21 protein-coding genes and 2 pseudogenes are annotated in these 21,643 nt (G+C 70.2%); 13 read left to right on the top strand and 10 right to left on the bottom strand.

The window, feature by feature from the left end:
- Nucleotides 1–29 precede the first annotated feature (29 nt).
- The 5 genes and pseudogenes from mog to R2J75_RS19805 all read left to right on the top strand — a co-directional run.
- Entirely contained in the window at nucleotides 30–557 is a 528-nt protein-coding gene (mog, locus tag R2J75_RS05660) for a molybdopterin adenylyltransferase (RefSeq protein ID WP_243334051.1), read from the top strand.
- A gap of 8 nt (nucleotides 558–565) precedes the next feature.
- On the top strand, nucleotides 566–988 hold the full coding sequence (locus R2J75_RS05655) for a DUF6526 family protein (protein ID WP_243334049.1): 423 nt from the start codon (nucleotides 566–568) through the stop codon (nucleotides 986–988).
- Between the two features lie 127 nt (nucleotides 989–1,115).
- Nucleotides 1,116–1,355 (top strand): annotated as a pseudogene (locus tag R2J75_RS19810) (transposase); the annotation flags it as partial.
- On the top strand, nucleotides 1,355–1,888 hold the full coding sequence (locus tag R2J75_RS05650) for an IS5 family transposase (RefSeq protein WP_316411237.1): 534 nt from the start codon (nucleotides 1,355–1,357) through the stop codon (nucleotides 1,886–1,888). The pseudogene R2J75_RS19810 and the gene R2J75_RS05650, both read left to right, overlap by 1 nt.
- Before the next feature lie 136 nt (nucleotides 1,889–2,024).
- A pseudogene (locus tag R2J75_RS19805) lies at nucleotides 2,025–2,219 on the top strand (GxxExxY protein); the annotation flags it as partial.
- Nucleotides 2,220–2,412: 193 nt separating this feature from the next.
- On the opposite strand, the gene cmk reads toward R2J75_RS19805, so the two are convergent.
- The 8 genes from cmk to R2J75_RS05610 form a co-directional block, all read right to left on the bottom strand.
- Entirely contained in the window at nucleotides 2,413–3,093 is a 681-nt protein-coding gene (gene cmk, locus R2J75_RS05645) for a (d)CMP kinase (protein ID WP_243334680.1), read from the bottom strand.
- A gap of 56 nt (nucleotides 3,094–3,149) precedes the next feature.
- The gene (locus R2J75_RS05640) at nucleotides 3,150–3,989 is read right to left on the bottom strand and encodes a YhjD/YihY/BrkB family envelope integrity protein (RefSeq protein ID WP_243334678.1); all 840 of its coding nucleotides are present in this window, start codon (nucleotides 3,987–3,989) and stop codon (nucleotides 3,150–3,152) included.
- Between the two features lie 91 nt (nucleotides 3,990–4,080).
- Complete coding sequence (locus R2J75_RS05635) at nucleotides 4,081–6,198, bottom strand: M3 family metallopeptidase (protein WP_243334676.1); 2,118 nt, start codon at nucleotides 6,196–6,198, stop codon at nucleotides 4,081–4,083.
- 124 nt (nucleotides 6,199–6,322) lie between these two features.
- Complete coding sequence (locus R2J75_RS05630; protein ID WP_243334674.1) at nucleotides 6,323–6,799, bottom strand: biotin/lipoyl-containing protein; 477 nt, start codon at nucleotides 6,797–6,799, stop codon at nucleotides 6,323–6,325.
- Nucleotides 6,800–6,803: 4 nt separating this feature from the next.
- The gene (locus tag R2J75_RS05625) at nucleotides 6,804–8,276 is read right to left on the bottom strand and encodes a pyruvate carboxylase subunit B (protein WP_316411236.1); all 1,473 of its coding nucleotides are present in this window, start codon (nucleotides 8,274–8,276) and stop codon (nucleotides 6,804–6,806) included.
- A 22-nt stretch (nucleotides 8,277–8,298) separates the two neighbouring features.
- Nucleotides 8,299–8,631, bottom strand: coding sequence for a cupin domain-containing protein (locus R2J75_RS05620; protein WP_243334669.1), 333 nt, complete (start codon nucleotides 8,629–8,631; stop codon nucleotides 8,299–8,301).
- 10 nt (nucleotides 8,632–8,641) lie between these two features.
- On the bottom strand, nucleotides 8,642–10,192 hold the full coding sequence (locus tag R2J75_RS05615; protein ID WP_243334667.1) for an acyl-CoA carboxylase subunit beta: 1,551 nt from the start codon (nucleotides 10,190–10,192) through the stop codon (nucleotides 8,642–8,644).
- Between the two features lie 322 nt (nucleotides 10,193–10,514).
- Entirely contained in the window at nucleotides 10,515–11,231 is a 717-nt protein-coding gene (locus tag R2J75_RS05610; RefSeq protein ID WP_243334665.1) for an exonuclease domain-containing protein, read from the bottom strand.
- A gap of 119 nt (nucleotides 11,232–11,350) precedes the next feature.
- Here R2J75_RS05610 and R2J75_RS05605 point away from each other — a divergent pair, with 119 nt between their 5' ends.
- Both R2J75_RS05605 and R2J75_RS05600 read left to right on the top strand, forming a co-directional pair.
- A complete protein-coding gene (locus R2J75_RS05605) occupies nucleotides 11,351–11,629 on the top strand; it encodes a histidine kinase dimerization/phospho-acceptor domain-containing protein (protein WP_243334663.1) in 279 nt (92 codons plus the stop codon).
- A gap of 79 nt (nucleotides 11,630–11,708) precedes the next feature.
- Nucleotides 11,709–12,572 carry a PIG-L deacetylase family protein gene (locus R2J75_RS05600; protein WP_243334662.1) on the top strand — a complete coding sequence of 288 codons (864 nt, stop codon included), beginning with the start codon at nucleotides 11,709–11,711 and terminating at the stop codon, nucleotides 12,570–12,572.
- On the opposite strand, the gene R2J75_RS05595 is transcribed toward R2J75_RS05600, so the two are convergent.
- Nucleotides 12,562–13,224 (bottom strand): TetR/AcrR family transcriptional regulator, encoded by a 663-nt coding sequence (locus tag R2J75_RS05595; protein WP_243347245.1) that lies wholly within the window; start codon nucleotides 13,222–13,224, stop codon nucleotides 12,562–12,564. The genes R2J75_RS05600 and R2J75_RS05595 overlap by 11 nt on opposite strands.
- Nucleotides 13,225–13,384: 160 nt before the next feature.
- Between R2J75_RS05595 and R2J75_RS05590 the strand changes: the two genes are divergently transcribed.
- From R2J75_RS05590 to R2J75_RS05580, 3 genes are all read left to right on the top strand, one after another.
- A complete protein-coding gene (locus R2J75_RS05590; protein ID WP_243347243.1) occupies nucleotides 13,385–14,884 on the top strand; it encodes an OmpP1/FadL family transporter in 1,500 nt (499 codons plus the stop codon).
- A gap of 159 nt (nucleotides 14,885–15,043) precedes the next feature.
- Complete coding sequence (acnB, locus tag R2J75_RS05585; RefSeq protein ID WP_316411235.1) at nucleotides 15,044–17,629, top strand: bifunctional aconitate hydratase 2/2-methylisocitrate dehydratase; 2,586 nt, start codon at nucleotides 15,044–15,046, stop codon at nucleotides 17,627–17,629.
- Nucleotides 17,630–17,714: 85 nt separating this feature from the next.
- Complete coding sequence (locus tag R2J75_RS05580) at nucleotides 17,715–18,167, top strand: hypothetical protein (protein WP_243334658.1); 453 nt, start codon at nucleotides 17,715–17,717, stop codon at nucleotides 18,165–18,167.
- Nucleotides 18,168–18,179: 12 nt separating this feature from the next.
- Here the strand turns inward: R2J75_RS05580 and R2J75_RS05575 are convergent, their stop codons facing one another.
- Nucleotides 18,180–19,355, bottom strand: a complete 1,176-nt coding sequence (locus R2J75_RS05575; RefSeq protein WP_279342190.1) for an alanyl-tRNA editing protein — start codon at nucleotides 19,353–19,355, stop codon at nucleotides 18,180–18,182.
- Nucleotides 19,356–19,440: 85 nt separating this feature from the next.
- On the opposite strand from R2J75_RS05575, the gene R2J75_RS05570 reads away from it, so the two are divergent.
- From R2J75_RS05570 to R2J75_RS05560, 3 genes are read left to right on the top strand one after another with little or no spacing between them, the layout of a single operon-like run.
- Nucleotides 19,441–20,358, top strand: coding sequence for a lysine exporter LysO family protein (locus R2J75_RS05570; RefSeq protein WP_316411234.1), 918 nt, complete (start codon nucleotides 19,441–19,443; stop codon nucleotides 20,356–20,358).
- A gap of 2 nt (nucleotides 20,359–20,360) precedes the next feature.
- Nucleotides 20,361–20,807, top strand: coding sequence for a hypothetical protein (locus R2J75_RS05565; protein ID WP_243334650.1), 447 nt, complete (start codon nucleotides 20,361–20,363; stop codon nucleotides 20,805–20,807).
- Nucleotides 20,808–20,836: 29 nt separating this feature from the next.
- Nucleotides 20,837–21,586 carry an SDR family NAD(P)-dependent oxidoreductase gene (locus tag R2J75_RS05560; protein WP_243334649.1) on the top strand — a complete coding sequence of 250 codons (750 nt, stop codon included), beginning with the start codon at nucleotides 20,837–20,839 and terminating at the stop codon, nucleotides 21,584–21,586.
- Nucleotides 21,587–21,643: the final 57 nt, after the last annotated feature.

The following is a 21,643-nucleotide window of genomic DNA, read 5'->3' as shown; positions in this document are numbered from 1 at the left end:
GGCGGGCCGAAAGGGGGTAGGATGACCCCATGAACGCACGAATCGGCATCGTCACCATCTCCGACCGGGCCAGCACCGGCGTCTACGAGGACCTCTCCGGTCCCGCCATCCGGGACACCCTCCAGGCCTACCTCAGCACGCCCTGGGAGCCCGTGGTCCGCCTGATCCCGGACGAACAACCGATCATCGAGGCCACCCTCCGGGCCCTCGTGGACGAGGCGCACTGCTGCCTCGTGCTCACCACCGGCGGCACCGGACCCTCCCCCCGCGACGTGACGCCCGAGGCGACCCGGGCCGTGTGTCCCCGGATCCTGGACGGCTTCGGGGAGCGCATGCGGGCCGTCTCCCTCCAGTACGTGCCCACCGCCATCCTCTCCCGCCAGATCGCCGGCCTCCGGGGCGCCAGCCTCATCGTGAACCTCCCGGGCCGCCCGCGCGCCATCCGGGAGTGCCTGGACGCCGTCTTCCCCGCCATCCCCTACTGCATCGAACTGGCCGGCGGCCCCTTCCTGGACACCGACCCCGCCGTCATCCAGGCCTTCCGGCCGCCGCGCTAGGAGCTCCCATGAGCCAAACCTACGAAACCCACCGCCGCATGGACCCCCTGTACCACTATGGGGCCACGGTCCTCTGGCTCCTCCTCGCCGCGTCCGTCGTCCGCCACGTCCTCCAGCAGCGCCCCGGCTCCTGGACCGAGCTGGTCCTCGTGGCCTTCCTCTTCATCCTCTTCTGGAAGGTGCGCGGCAACCCCCTGCGGGTCCAGGACCGCCTGATCCGCCTCGAGGAGACCCTGCGCATGAAGGCCCTGCTGCCGGCGGAACAGCAGCCGGACATCGCCCGCCTGACCCCCGCCCAGTTCGTGGCCCTGCGCTTCGCCTCCGACGGCGAGCTGGCCGACCGGGTCCGGGAGGCCGTCGCCGAACAGCTGGGGGCCGAGGCCATCAAGAAGCGCATCCAGACCTGGCGCGCGGACGAATTCAGGGTCTAGGAGGGTTGCCAAGAAAGCGTCCGGGAGACGGACGCTTAGGCTGTGTTCGGAATCTATAGATTAGATAAATAGTTAATTTGTACTCATACGTAAAGGCTCGTACACCACGAATTTTCCTGGGGTAACGATGCCGAGACGTTTCCTGACCGATGCCATGTGGGCAAAGTTTGAACCGCTCCTTCCGCCAGAGCGTGGAGGGATGGGGCGATCCCGTCACCCCAACCGTCCCATGGTGGAGGCGATCCTGTGGAGGCACAGGACTGGGGCACCGTGGAGGGACCTTGCCCCGTGGAGGGACCTGCCGGAGGAATTTGGACCTTGGACAAGCGTGTACACGCAATTTGAGGCCTGGACCAAGCGCGGCGTGTGGCAAAGGATCCTGGAGTTCCTGCGCAAGGAAGCCGACCTGGAGTGGGTCATGCCGGATGGCACCATCCTTCGCGCTCATCAACCTTCAGCAGGCAAAAGGGGGGGCTCTGGAACCAGGCGCTCGGACGATCTCGGGGTGGATGCTCGACCAAGATCCATTTGATCTGCGATGCCCACGGTAATCCTTTGGATTTCCTGGTCACTCCGGGGCAAGCCCATGAAAGCCGGTCTGCTGAAGGATTGCTGTGCGGTTGGCAGGCAGAGTACGTGTTCGGAGATCGGGCCTACGATGGGAACCCGGTAAGGAAGGCGATCGAGGCCATGGGTGCGACAGCCGTCATCCCACCTCATCCCCGGCGCAAGAATCCGGCGGCCTGGGACTCACACCTATACAAGGCCCGCCATGCCATCGAGCATGGGTTCGCCAAGCTCAAACAGTTCAGGGCGCTGGCCGCCAGGTTCGACAAAACGGCGCGAAGTTTCTCAGCCCAGGTGGCTTTGGCCTGCATCGTGATCTGGCTGAGGCTATGAGCGGAGGGTGACAAGCGTTCCGGATCCTCATTGATCCTATGAAACGCGGAGGCGCGGAGGATCTCGCAGAGGGTCGCGGAGGAAAGCGCTCCTGGAACCTGCCACCTCCCAATGACACGTCCCAACGGGAGGCGTGATGGGAAGGCATTGGGGAGAGGTCGACGGGGAGGATCATCCGCACAAGGAGATCACCCAGGCCATCATCGGGGAGGCCATCGAGATCCAGAAGGCTCTGGGGCACGGACTCCTGGAAGATCCCTACAAGGTCTGTCTGGCGCACTCCCTGAGACTGGCCGGCCATAAGGTGAAGCGGGAGGTTTTCCTGGATATCGAGTGGAGGGGGCTTGTGGGCTTGATCCTTTCTCCGCGAGCCTCAGCGAGATCCTCCGCGCCTCCGCGTTCCAATAGGATGCTGCGAATGCGCGGCGCCATCAGGCACTGCAGCACAGACTCACTATTCCAGCTCCTCCATGCTCCGGCACGGATGGGTATTAGCCATTACTATCCTAGATTACGTACACACCCTAGTGGACCGGGTTCCCGCCGTGCCCGCGGCCCCGGTGCAGGTCCACGATCCAGGCCACCACCTGGTCCAGGTCCAGGTCGCCGCTGTCCAGTTCCACGGCGTCCTCGGCCCGGCGAAGGGGGGCGACGGCGCGGGTGGAGTCGGCGTGGTCCCGGCGCTCGATGTCGGAGGCCACCTCGGCGAAGGGCTGGGGGGTGCCCTTGGCCTCCAGCTCCAGGGTGCGGCGCCGCGCGCGGACCTCGACGCTGGCGGTGAGGAAGACCTTGCAGCAGGCGTCGGGGAAGACCACGGTGCCGATGTCCCGGCCGTCCACGACCCAGCCGCCCTCCCGGGCCAGGGCCCGCTGCTGCTCCACCAGGACCTCCCGCACGCGGGCGTCGGCGGAGACGGGGGTCACCATGCGGCTCACGTCGGGGGTGCGGATGGCGTCGCTCACGTCCTCGTCCCCGAGGAACTCCCGGGTGCCGCGCTGGGAGATGCGCAGGGCGCCCAGCACCCGCTCCACCGCCTCCCGGTCCTCCAGGGAGGCCCCGGCGCGGCGCAGGGCCAGGGCGGTGGCCCGGTACATGGCCCCCGTGTCCAGGTACTGCCAGCCGAGGGCCTTGGCGACGGCCTTGGCGGTGGTGGACTTGCCGACCCCGGAGGGGCCGTCCAGGGCGATGACGGGAAGCTTCTGCATGGGTGGGATCCGAAAGGGTTCCTGTCCATTCTGCCCGATCCGGGCCCGGGCCGGGGTCACCTCCGCCCCGCCCCCAGGGCGCGCGCGAACTCCGCCCCCAGCAGGAAGACCTGGGCCATGCCGTAGACCCACAGCAGGAAGGCCGCCAGCGACCCCGCGGCCCCGAAGGTGGACTGCAGGGCCCCGCGGGCCAGGTAGGCCTCCAGGAGCCTCGCCGCGGCCGCGGCCAGCGCCAGGGTGAGGCAGGCTCCCTTCGCGGCGTCCCCCCAGGCCGGTCCGCACGCGGGCAGGAGGCGGTAGAGGACGGCGACGAGGGTCCCGAGCAGGGCCAGGCTCAGCCCCCGCGCCAGGAACGGGGCCGCCCGGGGCGCCGCGGGGCCCAGGAGCGCCAGGCCCGCCGAGAGGGCCACGGAGGCCGCCAGGAGCAGCCCCAGCGCCCCCACCGCCGCCAGGGCCAGGAAACGGCCCCGCAGCGCCCCCAGGAGGCCCCGGGGCGCCCGGGGGCCGCAGTCCCAGACCTCGTCCAGGCAGTCCTTCAGCTCGGCGAAGACCGTCGTCGCGCCCAGGAGCAGGAGCGCCAGGGCCACGGGGGCCGCCACCGCCCCGGCCCCCGGCAGGTTCGCGTCCAGGACCACCGACTCCGCCGCGCGGGCCCCCGCGGGCCCCAGGAGCCCCTCCAGCCGCGCGAAGACCTCGCCCCGCGCGGCGTGGGGCCCCAGCACCCGGCCCGCGGCGGCCAGGAGCAGCACCAGGAGGGGCGACAGCGAGAAGAGGGCGTAGTAGGCCAGGGCCGCGCCCCGGCTCTGGGCCCGGTGCCGGAGCCAGGCGCGCCCCGCCTCCCCCAGGAGGGAGGCGAGGCGCTGGAGCGAAGGAACGGCATGGAGGCGGGGGCGCATGGGGACCTCGTCCCGCAGCTAACCCCGACCGGGGCCCCCGTTCAAGGGCCAGGGAGGGCGGGAGGGCCCGGCCCTCCAGCCTCCCGTCAGGTCAGCGGGCCGCCTTCGCTGGGGCCGGCTTCAGGCCGCGCTTGATGAGCAGCGCGTCCACCTTGGGATCCCGGCCCCGGAAGTCCCGGTAGAGCTGGGCGGGGTCCTTCGTCGAGCCCATCTCCAGGACCCGGGTGCGGAAGGCCCGGGCGGTGGCGGGGTCGTACAGGTCGCCCTTCTCCTTGAACGCCAGGAAGGCGTCGCTGTCCAGCACGGCGCTCCAGATGTAGGCGTAGTACCCGGCGCTGTAGCCGTTCCCGCCGCCCCAGATGTGGTTGAAGTAGGGGGTGCGGTAGCGGACGGGGATCTCGGGCGGCAGGCCCCACTTGGCCAGGCTCGCCTTCTCGAAGGCATTGACGTCCCGGTCCTTCACCTCGGTCAGGGTGTGCCAGTCCATGTCGAGGAGGGCGGCGGCCATGTATTCGGTGGTGGCGAAGCCCTCGCCGAAGGTGCGGGACTTCTTCACCTTGTCGCCCAGGGCGGCGGGGATGGGCTCGCCGGTCTTCCAGTGGCGCGCGTAGGTCTTGAGGACCTCCGGCTCCATGGCCCAGTTCTCCATGATCTGGCTCGGCAGCTCCACGAAGTCGCGGGAGGTGCTGCCCAGGCCGCGGTACTGGCCGTTGTAGAAGAGGCCGTGCAGGGCGTGGCCGAACTCGTGGAAGAGGGTGCGCACCTCGTCGGGGGTCAGCAGCGCCGGCGCGTCGCCCGCGGGGCGGGTGAAGTTGCAGACGTTGGTGGCCACCGGGGTGATCCTGTGGCGCTCGCGGCCGGGGCGCAGGCTCCCGCACCAGGCCCCGCCGCGCTTGCCGGGGCGGGGGTGGTAGTCGGTGTAGAGGAGGCCCAGGTGGCGTCCATCCGCCTCCTTCACCTCGAAGACCCGCACTTCCGGATGGTAGACCGGGATGTCCTTCACCTCGGTGAAGGTGACCCCGTAGAGGCGCGTCGCCAGGCCGAAGGCGCCGGAGCGCACCTGGTCCAGGCTGAAGTAGGGCTTGAGGGCCGTCTCGTCCAGGTCGAACCTGGCCTTGCGGACCTTCTCCTGGTAGTAGCGCCAGTCCCAGGCCTCCAGCTTCGCCCCGGGCAGGTCCTTGGCCATGGCCTTGCGGAGTTCGGCCCGCTCCACCTTGGCCTTGGCCAGGGCGGCCTTCCACACGGGCTTCAGGAGGCCGTAGGCGCCTTCGGGCGTCCTGGCCATGTTCTCTTCGAGGATGTAGTGGGCCCAGGTGGGATACCCCAGGAGCCTGGCCTTCTCGACGCGCAGGTTCGCGATCTGGTTGGCCAGGGCGCGGGTGTCGTTCTCCCCGGCCTGGCAGCGGTCCAGGTAGCCCTGCAGGAGCTGGCGGCGGAGGTCGCGGTTGTCGGCGTACTGGAGGAAGGGCCAGATGCTGGGGGCGTCCAGGGTGAACACCCAGGCGCCTTCCTTGCCGGCCTTCTTCGCCGCGGCGGCCGCGGCGGCCTTGGCCCCCTCAGGCAGGCCGGAGAGGTCCTTGGGGTCGGTCACGACGAGGACGAAGTCCTTGGTGGCCTTCAGGAGGCGGTCGCCGTAGGCCACGCCCGCGCGGGAGAGCTCCCCGTTGATGGCGCGCATGCGGGCCTGCTTCTCCGGCGAGAGGTCCGCCCCCGCGCGGAGGAAGCCCTTGCGGCGGTCCTCCAGGAGGCGCAGCTGCTCGCCGGTGAGGTTCTCCTTGGCGCGGTTCTCCCACACCGCCTTCACCCGGGCCCAGAGGCGGGGGTCCAGGTTGATGTCGTCGTAGTGGGCCGAGCGCAGCGGGGCCAGCTCGCGGTTGATGGCCTGGAGCTTCGGGTTGGTCTCGGCGCCGGACAGGGCCCCGAACACGATGCCGACCCGCTCCAGGAGCTGGCCGGACAGTTCCAGCGCCTCGATGGTGTTCGCGAAGGTGGGCGCGTCCTTGGACCCGGCGATGGCGGCGATCTCGGCCTTGTGGCGGGCCATGCCCTCCTTGAAGGCCGGCAGGAAGTGGGCCTCCTTGATCTGCGCGAAGGGCGGGACGCCGAAGGGCGTGTCCCAGGCCTGGAAGAAGGGGTTGTCGGCGGGGGCCGGCGTCTGGCAGACCGCGGGCAGGCAGAGGGCCGTCGCCAGGAGCAGGGGGGTGCGCATGGTTACCTCATGGGATGGGATTCAGCATCATCTTACGATGGATTTGGCCGCGCCGCCCGAACGAAGACGGATCGATGCCCGCGCCGGCGGGCGTCGATCCGTCTTCTTTCCGGCCGCGGCCGGGCTATTCGATGACGCAGAGGACCTGGCGCATCTCCACGTTCTCGCCCTGCTTGACGTTCATCTGGCGGATGGTCCCGGCGGCCTTGGCCTGGACCTCGTTCTGCATCTTCATGGCCTCGAGGATGAGGACGGTCTCGCCGGCCTCGACCTTGTCGCCCTCCTTCTTGAGGACCTTGATGATGAGGCCCGGCATGATGGCGGTGAGGGCCCCGGCCTCGTCCGCGGCCTTGGTGCTCACGGCGCGGCGGCCCCGCCCGGCGGCGGGCTCCTCGAGGCCTTCGGCCTCGATGGCGTAGGTGATGCCGTCCACCTCGGCGGTGGCGGCGCCCAGTTTCACGGCGTGGGGGGTGCCGGCCACGAGGAACTGGCCGTCCTTCTCGGCGAGGGTGAACTCGACGCCGTTGACGATGATGAGCCCGTCCCGGCGCTCGACGTCGTAGGCCTGGCCCTCCAGCTTGAGCTTGAACTTGGTCGCCATGGCCTCACCACCCCCTCTGGATGCCGGCCCTGCCGGCCATCTTCCACATGGACCCGCCGCAGGGGCCCGCCGACGGTTCCGGCTTGGCGGCCTTGGCGTCGGACTGCGCGAAGAGCGCGGCGGCGATGGCCGCGGCGGTCTCCTCCTTGCCCCCCAGGCCCTGCTTGCGCCGGGCCAGGAACGGCTTGGCGATCTGCGGGAAGAGGGCGTAGCTCATGACATCCTCCTCGCTCTGGGCGAGGTCGCCGATCTCCTTGCGGGCGGCTTCCCAGCCGGGCTCAAGCAGGTCGCCGGGCCGGCAGGTGATGGGCTTCTCGGTCCCGATGGCCAGCTTCTGGATGGCGGGATCCATGGGCGCCGGGGGCTTGCCGTAGAAGCCCCGGAAGTACTGCTTCACCTCCTCGGGGATCACCTTGTAGCGCTCGCCGAGGACCACGTTCAGGGTGGCCTGGGTGCCGACGATCTGGCTCGAGGGGGTGACCAGGGGCGGGTAGCCCATGTCCTTGCGCACGCGCGGGATCTCGTCCAGCACGTCGTAGTACTTGTCCATGGCGCCCTGCTGCCGGAGCTGGCTGACCAGGTTGCTGAGCATGCCGCCCGGGACCTGGAACTGGAGCACGTTCACGTCGACGGCGGCGACGCCGGCCTCGAAGCTCGCGTACTTCTTGCGCACCTTCTCCATCCGGCGGGCGATGTCGGCGAGCCGGGCGAGGTCCAGGCCCGTGTCCCGCTCCTGGCCGCGGAGGGCGGCCACCAGGGTCTCGGTGGGGGGCTGGGAGGTGGACATGGACATGGCGGAGATGGCCGTGTCCACGACGTCCACGCCGGCCTCGGCGGCCTTGATGAGGGCCGAGGTGCCGAAGCCCGAGGTGTAGTGGGTGTGCAGCTGGACCGGAAGGCCCACCTCCTCCTTGAGCGCCTTGACGAGGTCGTAGGCGATGTAGGGGGTGATGAGGCCGGCCATGTCCTTGATGGCGATGGAGTCGGCGCCGAGGGCCTTGAGGTCGCGGCCCATCTGGACGAAGGCCTTGTCCGTGTGGACCGGGCTGATGGTGTAGCTGATCGTCCCCTGGACGTGGCCGCCTTCGCGCTTGGCGATCTTCATGGCGAATTCCATGTTCCGGAGGTCGTTCAGGGCGTCGAAGATGCGGAAGACGTCGATGCCGTTCCTGCGGGCCAGCACGATGAACTTCTCGACGATGTCGTCGGGGTAGTGCTTGTAGCCGACCACGTTCTGGCCGCGGAGCAGCATCTGGAGGCGGGTCTTCGGCATGGCCTTGCGGAGGGCCCGCAGGCGCTCCCAGGGATTCTCGCCCAGGAAACGGATGGCGGTGTCGAAGGTGGCGCCGCCCCACACCTCGAGGCTCCAGAAGCCCATATCGTCGAGGTCGTGGCAGAACGGAAGCATGTCCTCCGTGCGCATGCGGGTGGCCAGCAGGCTCTGGTGGGCGTCCCGCAGCAGGGTTTCGCAGATCATCAATGGTTTGGCCGCCATGGGGCTACTCCACTTCCGAGGGGTGGGGGAACATCTCCTTGGGCTTGATCATCAGCACCAGGGCGCCTTCAGCGGATTCCGAGGAGTGGGTCGTGTAGGCCCGTACCACGGTGCTCTCCCCCTTCTTCAGGCGGATCGCGGGCGCGTTCTTGAAGCGGATGGTGATCTCGCCCTGCAGCACCAGGTAGAGCTCGTCCATGATGTGCCGGTGGAAGGGGTAGACGTCCTTGAAGTTCATCACGTAGGCTGCGTGATCGTTGACCTGGCCCAGCTCCAGGTGGGAGTAGGGGGCCTCGAGGTGCTTCGCCAGTTCCTTGATGCTCGTCTTGTTTCCCATGGTCAGGACCTCACAAAGGCATCGTGCTGTGCTTGCGGGGCGGATTCTGGTCGCGCTTGGCGGAGCAGATCTTCAGGGCCTCGATGAGGCGGGCGCGGGTGTCGGCGGGGTCGATCACGTCGTCCAGGTAGCCGCGGCTGGCGGCGACGAAGGGGTTGGCGAACTTGTCCTTGTAGAGCTCGATCAGCTCGGCGCGCTTGGCGGCGGGATCAGCGGCTTCGGCGATCTCCTTGCGGAAGATGATGTTCACCGCGCCGTCGGGGCCCATCACGGCGATCTCGGCCGTGGGCCAGGCGACGTTGTAGTCGCCGCGGATGTGCTTGGAGCTCATCACGTCGTAGGCGCCGCCGTAGGCCTTCCGCGTGATGACGGTCAGCTTGGGCACGGTGGCCTCGCAGTAGGCGTAGAGCAGCTTGGCGCCGTGGAGGATGATCCCGCGGTGCTCCTGGTCCACGCCCGGCATGAACCCGGGCACGTCCTCGAAGGTGACGATGGGGATGTTGAAGGCGTCGCAGAAGCGCACGAACCGGGCCCCCTTCACCGAGGCGTCGATGTCGAGCACGCCGGCGAGGACGAGCGGCTGGTTGGCGACGACGCCCACCACGTGCCCGTCGAGCCGGGCGAAGCCGACGATCATGTTGCCGGCGAAGGCCTGGTGGACCTCGAGGAACTCGCCGTTGTCCACGACCTTCGAGATGATCTCGTGCATGTCGTAGGCCTTGCGGGGATCGTCGGGCACGATGGTGTTGAGGGACTCGTCCCGGCGGGCCGGATCGTCGCCGGTGTCGACGCGCGGGGGATCCTCCATGTTGTTGAGGGGCAGGTAGGACAGCAGCTGGCGCAGGGTCGCCAGGGCGTCGTTCTCGTCCTCGGCGACGAAGTGGGCCACGCCGGACTTGGAGGCGTGGATGCCCGCGCCGCCGAGCTCGTCCATGCTCACGTCCTCGTGGGTGACCGTCTTCACGACGTCGGGACCGGTGATGAACATGTGGCTGGTCTTCTTGACCATCAGGATGAAGTCGGTGAGGGCCGGGCTGTAGACGGCGCCGCCGGCGCAGGGGCCGAGGATGGCGCTGATCTGGGGCACGACGCCCGAGGCGAGCGTGTTGCGGAGGAAGATGTCGGCGTAGGCGCCGAGGCTGACCACGCCCTCCTGGATGCGGGCGCCGCCCGAATCGTTGAGGCCGATCACGGGCACGCCGTTCTTGACAGCCAGGTCCATGACCTTGCAGATCTTCTCGGCGTGGACCTCGCCCAGGCTCCCGCCGAGGACCGTGAAGTCCTGGCTGAAGACGTAGACGGGGCGGCCGTCGACCTGGCCCCACCCGGTGACGACGCTGTCGCCCAGGAACGTCTTGCGGTCCATCTGGAAGTCATGGGTCCGGTGCGTGACGAAGGCGTCCAGCTCCCGGAAGGTGCCCTTGTCCAGGAACGCCTCCACGCGCTCGCGCGCCGTCATCTTGCCCTTGGCGTGCTGGGCGTCGATGCGGTCCTGTCCCCCGCCGAGGAGGGCCTCCTTCCTCAGCTTCTCCAGCATCTCCTTCTTGGCCTTGGTATCCATCCGCGGGCTCCCTCGAGTGGTTGTGGGTCGGCAGGGCCCGGCCGGCGAGCGGCTGGAGGCCCTTTCGCGATCTATGCAATCCCTGCGATGGTTCCATTCTAGGCATTGCCGCACCAAATACCCTGGAAAAAACAGTCGAACGCTCCACCTTTGATCGAAAGTCGATCGCCCTTCGATGGACTGGCAACATGCCTGTTTGCATCACTTGACACATGGCTTCCCGGGGACCGCGCGGGATCCGCCCCGCCAGCCCCGGGTAAACCGTGATGGAATGCACAACACGCTTGCCCCGCCTGCATTCCGGCCCTTCGGCGGGCCGGATTCAGGCCCGCTGCAGGTAGTGCTCCACGGTGTGGCGCGTGTCGGGATCCATGTCCCGCACCTCCCGCTTCATCCAGGCCAGGTAGTCCCGGGGCACCTGGGCCCAGGGCGTTCCGCGGTGCTTGGAGCCGAAGTTGCAGATCTCCAAGAGGTTGGGAGCCTCGGTCCAGGCGATGAGGTCCGCCAGGGTCTCCACCCCGGGCTGGGGGTTCTCCGCCAGCCAGGCCAGTTCGGCCAGGAGCAGCCGGCTCGTGACGAGGGCGTCGGCCAGGGCCTCGTGGGCGGGGAGCCCTTCGGCCTCGGGCACCTCCAGCCGGAGGAAGTAGCGCAGGTACTGGTTGGAATACCGCGCCAGGCGGGGCCAGACCTTGCGGGCCAGGCGCATGGTGCAGAGGACGGGCCTGCCCTGGGACGGCAGGAACCCGAAGTCGAAGGCCGCGTTGTGGGCCACGTAGGCGTGGAAATCGTCCCCCTGGAAGACGGGCAGGACCTGGGCGAGGGTCGGGGCGCCGGCCACGTGGCGGTCCACGATGTGGTGGATGGCGGAGGCCTCGGGGGGGATGGGGATGCCCGGGTCCACCAGGAAGCTCTCGCGGCGGAAGCCGCCCTCCCCCATCCGGGTCCACACCCCGGCGATGGAGACGACCTTGTCGGCCCGGGGATCGAGCCCGGTGGTCTCCGTGTCCATCACCAGGAAGGTCAAATCGGCCAGTCGCATGGGCCCTCCCTTGCCATTCAGGCAGAGAACGCGAGACGGCGCAATGCCCCGCAAAAAAGACGGCAGGTTCTGTCCCCGTCCGGCCGCAGGTTTGGAATAATGGCGCAGGTCCAACCCCCATGTCCCCCTTCCGCTATCGCCAGACCGGCGTCCGCCGCGTGTCCTTCCCCGCCTACCGGAGCGCGGCGGAGGCCCGCGGGCGGGTCCTGCGGCGGGAGGCCTTCCGCAGACTCGTCCACGATCTGCGGAACCCCATCAACGGCATCCTGCTGGCCACCCAGCTGCTGGAGGAGACCGGCGTGCCCCCCGACCTGCTGCGGATCGTCCAGCGGCTGCAGCGCCAGGCCAACCTGCTCAACGACATCCTGGAGCGGGCGTCGGCCGATTACCGGCCCTAGGGGGCTTCCAGGAAATTCGGATCCCCCCTCCGGCCGTCGTGGTATTCATGGTTGTCCCGCTGGCACAGGAGCTTGCATCGTGAGCCACCCCTACACCCACTTCATCGAAGAATTCGTCAGGCTTCAGGAGGAAGCGAAGGCCATGCCCCTGGGCGATCTCCCGCCCGAGCCCGCCCCGCGCCTCATGGACAACGCCCCCCGGGTGCTCTTCTTCGCCCCCCATCCGGACGACGAGTGCATCGCCGGCGCCCTGGCCCTCCGGCTGCGTCGTGAGTTGAACTACCGGGTCTGCGTGGTGGCCGTCACCCAGGGAAGCCGGGTCGATCGCCAGGAGGCGCGCCTCCAGGAAATGTACGGCGCCTGCCACTTCCTGGGCTTCGAGCTGATCACCACGCGGCCCAACGGCCTCGCCAGCATCAACCTGAAGACCAAGTCCTCGAACCCCGACGGCTGGGCCGCCTCCGTGGAGACGATCGCGCAGATCATCTCGTACCACCGGCCATCGGTGATCATCTTCCCCCACGACCAGGACCACCACGCCACCCACACCGGCACGCACCACCTCGTCGTGGACGCCCTCAAGACCCTCGGCCCCGCCTTCGCGTGCCGGGTCGTGGAGTGGGAGTACTGGCACCCCATGGAGACGCCCAACCTGATGGTCGAGAGCGCGCCGTCGGAGGTGGCCGACCTGGTCGCCGCGATCTCCTTCCACAAGGGCGAAGTGACCCGCAACCCCTACCACCTGACGCTGCCCTCCTGGATGTCCGACAACGTCCGCCGCGGCGCCGAGATCGTGGGCGGCACGGGCTCCGCCAGCCCCACCTTCCCCTTCGCCGCCCTCTACCGCGTCCGGAACTGGGTGCGGGGCGGCTTCGAGACGGTGATCAAGGCCGGCCGCATCGTCGCTTCCGACGGCGACCTGGCCTCCATCTTCAAGGCCTGACCAGGGCGGGCTCCAGCATGCCCGCCAGCAGTTCCCGGACGGCGGGGCGGAAGATCCCCTCGAAGTCGAAATCGAAGGCCTTCAGTTCAGGTGACCGCAAGGCCTCCCGCACGGCGGGAGGCCGGCTGGACATGAGCCGGGTGCCGATGACGAGGGCGTAGAAGCGGATCAGGAACTCGGCGCCGCGGCCGGGCCGCAGCCCAGGCAACCGGCCTTCCAGGAGCTCCGCCACGCGCGCCACGCCGGCGTGGAGGAAGCGCGCGTAGGCGAGGGCCTCGGCCGTGGGCACATTCTGCTCGAGCACGCCGTGCACCAGGGCCTGGAGGTTGGGCAGCCGCGGGTGCGCCATCATCTCGTCCACCAGCGCGTCGGCGAGGGGGCCGCTGGCGTCGGCGCCGCCGCCCTCCAGGGCCGCCAGGCGCGCCGTGGCGCCCTCGAACCAGGCGCCCATCTCGTCCTTCAGCACGGCGAGGAACAGCGCTTCCTTCGAGGGGAAGTAGAGGTAGAGCGTGCCCTTGGCGAGGTCGAGCCGGCGCGCCAGGTCCGCCATGTGGAGCTCGGCGTAGCGGCAGTCGCTGAACAGCCCCGCCGCGCCGGCGAGGATGGCCTTGCGTCGGACTTCCTTCTGGTCGGGGCGGTGGGCGCGTCGCATGGGTTCTCCAACATCATGCTACTGACTTTGGGTCAATTAAATTGCCACTCTGGATGATTTAGCAATAGGTCGCGCGGAAGGCCTCTTGCTAAGGTGAACGCTTCTGTTCGCCCGATCGGCAAAAAGGCGCGATCGGGCGATTTCACAAGGAGTTTCCAGCATGACCCATCCCTCCCGTGCCCTTCTTTCCGCCTCTGCCCTCGCGCTCCTCCTCGTGGCCGCCGCGCCGCGGGCCCAGGCTGCGGGTTTCCAGCTGCGCGAACAGGGCGCCGGCGCCCAGGGCCAGGCCTTCGCGGGCGTCGCCGCGGGCTCAGCCGACCTGACGAGCATGTTCTTCAACCCCGCCGTGCTCACCCGCTTCGAGGGCACCCAGCTGCAGCTCGGCTTCAGCAACATCCTCCCCTCCGCCAAGTTCAGCGGCGGCGCCGCCTCCCGCTCCGGGATCCCCGCCGCCTCGCCCCTCAGCGCCATCTCCGGGAGCAGCTCCCACGCCAACGCGGCGGAGAGCGCCGTCACCCCGACCCTCTACGCCATGTGGTCCGTGTCCAAGGACCTGAAGGTGGGCCTGTCCATCAACGTCCCCTACGGCCTCACCACCGAGTACGACGCCAACTGGATCGGCCGCTACCACGCCCTCCGCTCCCACCTGGAGACGCTGGACATCACGCCCACCGTGGCCTACCGCGTCAACGACCAGTGGAGCCTGGGCGCCGCCTTCGTGGCCCGCCGGTCCAAGGCCGAGCTGAGCCAGGCCCTGGACTTCGGCTACACCGCCTACGCGCTGATCCGGCAGATCCAGGCGAACCCCGCCTACACCCCCTACGACCCCACCTTCAGCAACACCAACCCGCTCACCGGGCAGCCCATCGTCACCCCCGGCGCCGCCGATGGCAGCGCCTTCATCAGCGGCGACGCCTGGGCCTACGGGTTCAAGGCCGGCGTGCTGTACGAGCCGACCAGGACCCTCCGGTTCGGCCTCGGCTTCCAGAGCGCCATCAAGCCCAAGGTCAAGGGCGACGTCACCTTCTCCATCCCCTCCACCGTCGGCGCCGGCCTGGCCGGTCTGGCCGCGGTGAACCCCACCCACACGGCCACCCTCGCCTACATCAACGGCGCCTTCACCGCCAGCACCGCCAACGGCCCCGTCTCCGCCGAGGTGGAACTGCCCGCCTGCATCACCTTCGGCGCCAACTGGGAGGTGTCCCCCACCTTCACCCTCAGCCTGGAGGCGGACCGCACCCAGTGGTCCAAGTTCCAGGAACTGCGCATCAAGTTCGCCAACCCGGCCACCCAGCCGGACAGCTACACCACCGAGAACTGGCACGACACCACGTTCGTCTCCCTGGGCGTCGCCTGCCACCCGGGCGACGGCTGGACCTACCGCGCCGGCGTGGCCTTCGACCAGGGCGCCGTGGATGACGCCTACCGCACCCCCCGCATCCCCGATGCCGACCGCACCTGGGTCTCCCTGGGCGTCAGCAAGCAGCTGACCAAGACCTTCGCCCTGGACCTCGGCTACTCCCACCTGTTCGCCAAGGACGCCGCCCTCAACCTGTCCGGTGGCACCCCCGCCGGTCCGGACTACTTCAAGGGCAACCTCAGCGGAACCTATAAGAACGCCATTGATATCTGGGCCCTCCAGGCCCGCTGGTCCTTCTAGGATCCAGGCGACTCCGGATCCCGTCCCGCCCCCCACGGTCCCCGCGGCAATCCCCGGGGACCGTGGTTCATTGGACGGGGGACCCCGCGGAGGCGCGGAGGGGCAGGGTTTTGCGCCCACGCCCGGGCCAGGGGAGGTATCTTACATCCAGGAGGACCCATGCTCGCCGCCTATCGCCAACACGTCGCCGAACGCGCCGCCCTCGGCATCCCTCCCCTGCCCCTGACCCCCGAGCAGACCCAGGCCCTGACCGCGCTCCTGCTGCAGCCCCCCGCGGGCGAAGGCCCCTTCCTGGTGGACCTGCTCACGAACCGCGTGCCCGCCGGCGTGGACGACGCCGCGGCCGTGAAGGCGGATTTCCTGGCCCGCCTGGCCTGGGGCGAGCTCCAGAGCCCGCTCCTGACCCGCGAGAAGGCGACCGAGCTTCTGGGCACCATGCTGGGCGGGTTCAACATCAAGCCGCTCATCGCCCTCCTGGAGGATCCCACGGTCGGCGCCCTCGCCGCCGAAGGCCTCAAGGGCACCCTGCTCATCTTCGACGACTTCGACGGGGTGAAGGCCAAGGCCGACGCGGGCAACGCCCATGCCCGGGCCGTGCTGGCCTCCTGGGCCGAGGCCGAGTGGTTCACCTCCCGGCCGGAAGTTCCGGCCGAGCTGTCCGTGACCGTGTTCAAGGTCCCGGGCGAGACCAACACCGACGACCTCTCCCCGGCCCCCGACGCCTGGAGCCGCCCGGACATCCCCCTCCACGCCCTCGCCATGCTGAAGAACCCGCGGCCGGGCATCTCCCCGGACGAACCCGGCAAGGTGGGCCCCATCCAGCTCCTCCGCACGCTCATGGACCAGGGCCGCCCGGTGGCCTATGTGGGCGACGTGGTGGGCACGGGCTCCAGCCGCAAGTCCGCCACCAACTCCGTGCTGTGGTGGACGGGCCAGGACGTGCCCTTCGTCCCCAACAAGCGCTTCGGCGGCGTCTGCCTCGGCGGCAAGATCGCCCCCATCTTCTACAACACCATGGAGGACAGCGGCGCCCTGCCCCTGGAGCTGGACGTCTCGGCCATGGAGACCGGCGACGTCGTCGAGCTGCGGCCCTACGAGGGCAAGGCCCTGAAGGACGGCCAGGTCATCGCCACCTTCAAGGTCAAGTCCGAGGTGCTCTTCGACGAGGTGCGCGCCGGCGGCCGCATCCCCCTCATCATCGGCCGCGCCCTCACCTCCAAGGCCCGCAAGGCCCTGGGCCTGCCGCCCTCCACCGTCTTCCGCGCCAACGCCGAGCCCCCCGCGTCCGCCAAGGGCTTCACCCTCGCCCAGAAGATGGTGGGCCGCGCCTGCGGCCTCCCCGAGGGCCAGGGCGTGCGCCCCGGCGCCTACTGCGAGCCCCGCATGACGACGGTGGGCAGCCAGGACACCACGGGCCCCATGACCCGCGACGAGCTGAAGGACCTGGCCTGCCTCAAGTTCTCCGCCGACATGGTCATGCAGAGCTTCTGCCACACGGCGGCCTATCCCAAGCCGGTGGACATCAAGGTCCACCACACCCTGCCCCCCTTCATCACCAACCGGGGCGGCGTGTCCCTCCGGCCCGGCGACGGCATCATCCACAGCTGGATGAACCGCTTCCTCCTGCCCGACACGGTCGGCACCGGCGGCGACAGCCACACCCGGTTCCCCATCGGCATCTCCTTCCCAGCCGGTTCCGGCCTGGTGGCCTTCGCCGCCGCCACGGGCGTGATGCCCCTGGACATGCCCGAGAGCGTCCTGGTGCGCTTCACCGGCGAGATGCAGCCCGGCATCACCCTCCGCGACCTGGTCAACGCGATCCCCTACCAGGCCCTCCAGATGGGCCTCCTCACGGTGGAGAAGAAGGGCAAGAAGAACGTCTTCAGCGGCCGGATCCTCGAGATCGAGGGGCTGCCCAGGCTGAAGGTGGAACAGGCCTTCGAACTCACCGACGCCTCCGCCGAGCGCAGCGCCGCGGGCTGCACCGTGCGCCTGGACCCCGAGCCCATCCTCGAGTACATGCGGTCCAACGTGACCCTGATGAAGTGGATGATCGCCAACGGGTACGACGACCGGTCCACCCTCGAGCGGCGCATCCAGGCCATGGAGGCCTGGATGGCCGAACCGCGGCTCCTGGCCCCCGATCCGGACGCGGAGTACGCGGCCGTCCTTGAGATCGACATGTCCGCCATCAAGGAGCCCCTGCTGGCCTGCCCCAACGACCCCGACGACATCAAGCCCCTGTCGGCGGTGGCCGGGGACCGCATCGACGAGGTCTTCATCGGTTCCTGCATGACCAACATCGGCCACTTCCGCGCCGCCGGCCGCGTCCTCGACGCCCAGACCGACCTGCCCACCCGCCTCTGGGTGGCCCCGCCCACCCGAATGGACGAGCTGATCCTCAAGGAGGAGGGCTATTACGGGATCCTGGGCCGCGCCGGCGCCCGCATGGAAACCCCCGGCTGCTCCCTGTGCATGGGCAACCAGGCGCAGGTGCGCAAGGGCTCCACGGCCATCTCGACCTCCACCCGCAACTTCCCCAACCGCCTGGGCATCGACACGCGGGTCTACCTGGGCTCCGCGGAACTGAGCGCGGTCTGCGCCCTCCTGGGCCGCATCCCCAGCCCGGAGGAGTACCAGGCCCAGGTGGCCGCCGTGAACGCCAAGGCCGGGGACATCTACCGGTACATGAACTTCGATCAGATCGCCACCTTCAAGGCGGTGGCCGACGAGGTGAACGTCTGACCCTCGGGGGGCTGGGGGAACGGACTCAACCTTCCCTCGTTCGGCTGCCTCCAAGGAGGCAAATCCCCCGCTGAAGGAGCCCCCCATGGCCCTTGCCCGCCTCACCCTCGTGCCGGCCGCCCTCGCCCTGCTGCTGGGAACGGGTTGTTTGCCTGCTTCCGCGCCCTTCCACCTCTATCCCATGGACCCGGGGTCCAACCCGGCCCCCCTGCCTGCCCAGTTGCGCATCGCCTTCGGGTGGCAGACGGTGGCGATCCAGGTGACCCTGCCCGGCGGGGACACCTATCAGGGAACCGTGCCCACCGACGCCCCGCCGCCGGCGGACCGCATCCTGGCGGGCAGCTGGGACCGCGTCTTCGGGACCGGCTACTTCAACGCCAAGGTCCTGGGCAGCCCCAAGTACTTCCGGGCCACCCTCCGGAACGCCGCGGGCGCCGAACTCCTCCTGGAGCTCCACACCATCCCCGGCGATGTGCACGGGGGCGTCGAGGGCGTGGCCCGGGACGCCGCCGGCCGCCTCTACAAGGCCGGCCACTGACGGGCAGGGCCCTCAGCGGTTCAGCAGCGCCACGGCCTCGGCGCGCCGGGCGAGGCTGCCCGCCTTGCCCTGGAAGAAGCCCGCGGCCCCCCCGCCCCGCCCTTCCAGCAGGGGCGCCAGGTCCCGGCCCAGGGCGGCGATGTCCAGGCCCGCGCCGGGTCCCGCCGCCAGGACGAAGGCATGCTGGCCCCCCGCCGTGGCGGTGAGGAACACCCCCTTGGCGGGGGCCAGCTCCATCAGGCGGCGGGCGGTCTTCTGGAGGAAGCCCCCGTCCCGGCCCTCGAAGTGGTGCTCGACCAGGCGCCCTTCCCGGGCAGCCAGGCTTTCCACCACGCGGTCCGCCAGTTCCTCCTCCAGGGCCTTGGCCTTGCGTTCGGCCTGACGCAGCTGCTCCAGTTTCGTCTCCACGGCCTCCCCCAGCCCCGCGTCCGGGGCGCCCAGGAGGGCCCGGAGGCCGGCGTTGCGGCGCTCATGGGCCTCCAGGCGGCGGCGGAGCCGGCCTCCCACCACGAAGAACAGCCGGGTGCCGCCCCGGAGCGCCTCGGTGCCCAGGAGCTTGAGGGCCTCCAGCTCGGCGGTGCAGGCCACGTGCGTGCCCCCGCAGGTGTTGAGGTCCAGGCCCTCGATCTCCACGAGGCGCACCTCGCCCGTGAACCCCTCCGGCAGGCCCCGGCTGCGCACGCCCAGACCGGCCACCGCCTCCGGCGCCACCCGCCGGGCCCGCACGGGCCGCGCGGCCCGGATCTCCGCGGCGACGGCCTCCTCGAGCGCCTCCAGCTGGGCCGGGGCGAGGCCCGGCACGTCCAGTTCGATGTCGCACACCTCGGGACCCAGGTGGAAGGCCGTCGTGGCCCAGCCGAACCGCGTGTCCGCGAGGGCCGTGAGCAGGTGCTGGCCGGTGTGCTGCTGCATGTGGTCCCAGCGCCGGGCCCAGTCCAGCTCGACCCGCGCGGGGCCCGGCCGCAGGGGCGCGGCCAGGCGGTGGCGGATCGCCCCGTCCCGCTTCTGCACGTCCAGGACCGCCACCCCGCCGACGGTGCCCCGGTCCGCGGGCTGGCCTCCGCCCTCCGGGTAGAGGACGGTGTCGTCCAGCACGACGAAGGGCTGGCCGTCGTCCCCCGCGTCGAGGACGCGGGCGTCGAGGGCGCGGAGGTAGGGGTCCCGTTCGTAGGCGGACAGCTGGCTCATGGGGACAGGCTAGTCCAGGTGGCGGGGGGAGGGAACCCCTCCCGCCCCGGGAAGCGCCCCCCCCGGGTGATGGTAGGCTGGAACCATGAACGTGCTCGCCCTGCTCCTGCTCCTGGCGGGGGGTGCGCTGGCGGGGTGGCTGCTGCGCCGGTACCCGAAGGCCCTGGCCTTCAACCGGATCGCCACGCGCACCGCCATCGCCGCCCTCCTGGCCGTCATGGGCTTCCGCCTGGCCCGGAGCCGGGACCTCTTCGCCCGGGACCCCGGCGTCCTGGCCTGGGCGGTCGGCAGCGCCCTGCTGCTCGTCATCGTCTTCTTCCTGGCCCAGCTCGCCTTCGGCCGGCTCACCCGCCACCGGGCCGCCGCGGTCGCCGAGGCCGGGGCGACCCCGGGGTGCCTGCACGAGGTGACGGCCGTCGCCCTCAACGTGGGCTGGATCGCCCTGGGCTGGGGCGCCTGCGCCCTCCTGCCCGGGCGGATCTCGGCCACGCTGCCGGTGGAGACCCTGGCGGACCTGGTCCTCCGCTTCCTGGCGGTGGTCATCGGCTTCGACCTCGGCGCGGAACTGGAGCGCCTCCACCTGCGGGAGCTCCCCCCCGCCCTCCTCCTGATGCCCTTCGTGAACATCCTGGGCAGCCTGGCCTGCGGCGCCGCCTTCGCCCTGATGCGCGGCATGCCGGTGCGGGAGGGCCTCCTCCTCTACGCGGGCCTGGGCTGGTACTCCCTGTCCTCGGTGCTCATCGCCCAGAAGGGGCTCCTCGTCTTCGCCGCCCTCGCCTTCATCCACAACGTCTTCCGCGAGCTGTTCGCCATCCTCACGGCGCCGCTGGCGGCCCGGATCTCCCCCTACCTCCCCATCCACATCGGCGGGGCCACCTCCATGGACGTGATGCTGCCCTTCGTGCAGCGCCACGCCGGCCGCACCTACACCCTGGTGTCCTTCTACTCGGGCATGGTGTGCAGCCTGGCGGTGATCCCCCTCGTCAAGCTGCTCCTGGGATAGCCATGGCCAAGCGGATCGAGCGCGTCACCAAGTCCGTCCGGGAGATCCTGGACGATCTCCTCGCGGGGCACCAGGAGGCCCGGCTCCGGGGCGCCGGCCAGGGCCTCAAGTACCTGGAGCGGACCCTCTCGGAGCAGGGGTCCCTGCCCAACGCCGTGAAGGGCGCGGCCTTCTCGCTCCTCGCCGAGGAGCGCGCCCTGGCCCAGGACTGGGAGGGGACGGCGGAGGCCGTCCAGGCCTTCCTGCGCCACCTGCCCAGCCTCGAGGAGGACCTGGGCCACGGCTACCGGCGCTTCCTGGAGGGCTCCACCGCCCTGGAGCGCGGGGTGCAGGCCCTCACGGAACTGGCGGACTTCCACGGAGCCCTGGAGCTGTGCGACCGGGCGATCGCCCTGGACCTGGGCGCCCACTGGGAGGCCAAGCGGGACAGCCTGGCCTGGGCGAGGTAGAATCGCCGCCTGGAAACCAGGAGGCAGCCATGTCGCTGAAGGGCAGGATCGCGCTCGTGACGGGGGCTTCGCGGGGCATCGGCGCCGCCGCGGCCCGGGAACTCGCCCGCCGGGGCGCGGCGGTCGCCGTGAACTACGCGAACAACGCGGAGGCGGCCGCGGCCGTCGTCCGGGACATCGAGGCCGCGGGCGGCAAGGCCGTCGCCATCCAGGCCGACGTGAGGGACGCCGCGCAGGTGGAGGCGCTCTTCGCGCGGGCCGAGGCGGCCCTGGGCCCCGTGGACACCCTGGTCCTCAACGCCAACATGAGCTTCCCGATGGCGCCCTTCACCGAGATGCCCTGGGAGGGCTTCCAGCAGAAGCTCCTCGGGGAGCTGGCCTCGGCCTTCCACCCCTGCAAGGCGGCCGTCCCCGGCATGATCCGCCGGGGCGGCGGCTGCATCGTGGCGGTCAGCAGCGGCCTCTCCCGGCACCCCGGCGAGGGCTTCGCGGCCCACACCACCGCCAAGTCGGGCCTGGACGGGTTCGCCAAGGCCCTGGCCCTCGAGCTGGGCCCCCACGGCATCCGCGTGAACGTCGTCGCCCCCGGGCTCACGGAGACCGACGCGACCCGCTTCATGCCCGGCGACCTCAAGGCCATGGCCGCGCGGCACGTGCCCCTGCGCCGCAACGGCACCCCCGAGGACATCGCCGGCATCATCGCCGCCGTGGTCTCCGACGGGTGCGGCTACCTCACCGGCGCCTACATCCCCGCGGGCGGCGGCGGGCTGATGCTCTGAAACCGGGCTCCGGCCCGCCCCCCTGCCGGCCATCCCCGGGCGCGATCCGGGGAGGGC

The sequence above is a fragment of the Mesoterricola sediminis genome, assembly GCF_030295425.1.
GTDB lineage: Bacteria > Acidobacteriota > Holophagae > Holophagales > Holophagaceae > Mesoterricola > Mesoterricola sediminis.
This window is presented reverse-complemented; position numbering and strand designations above follow the sequence as displayed.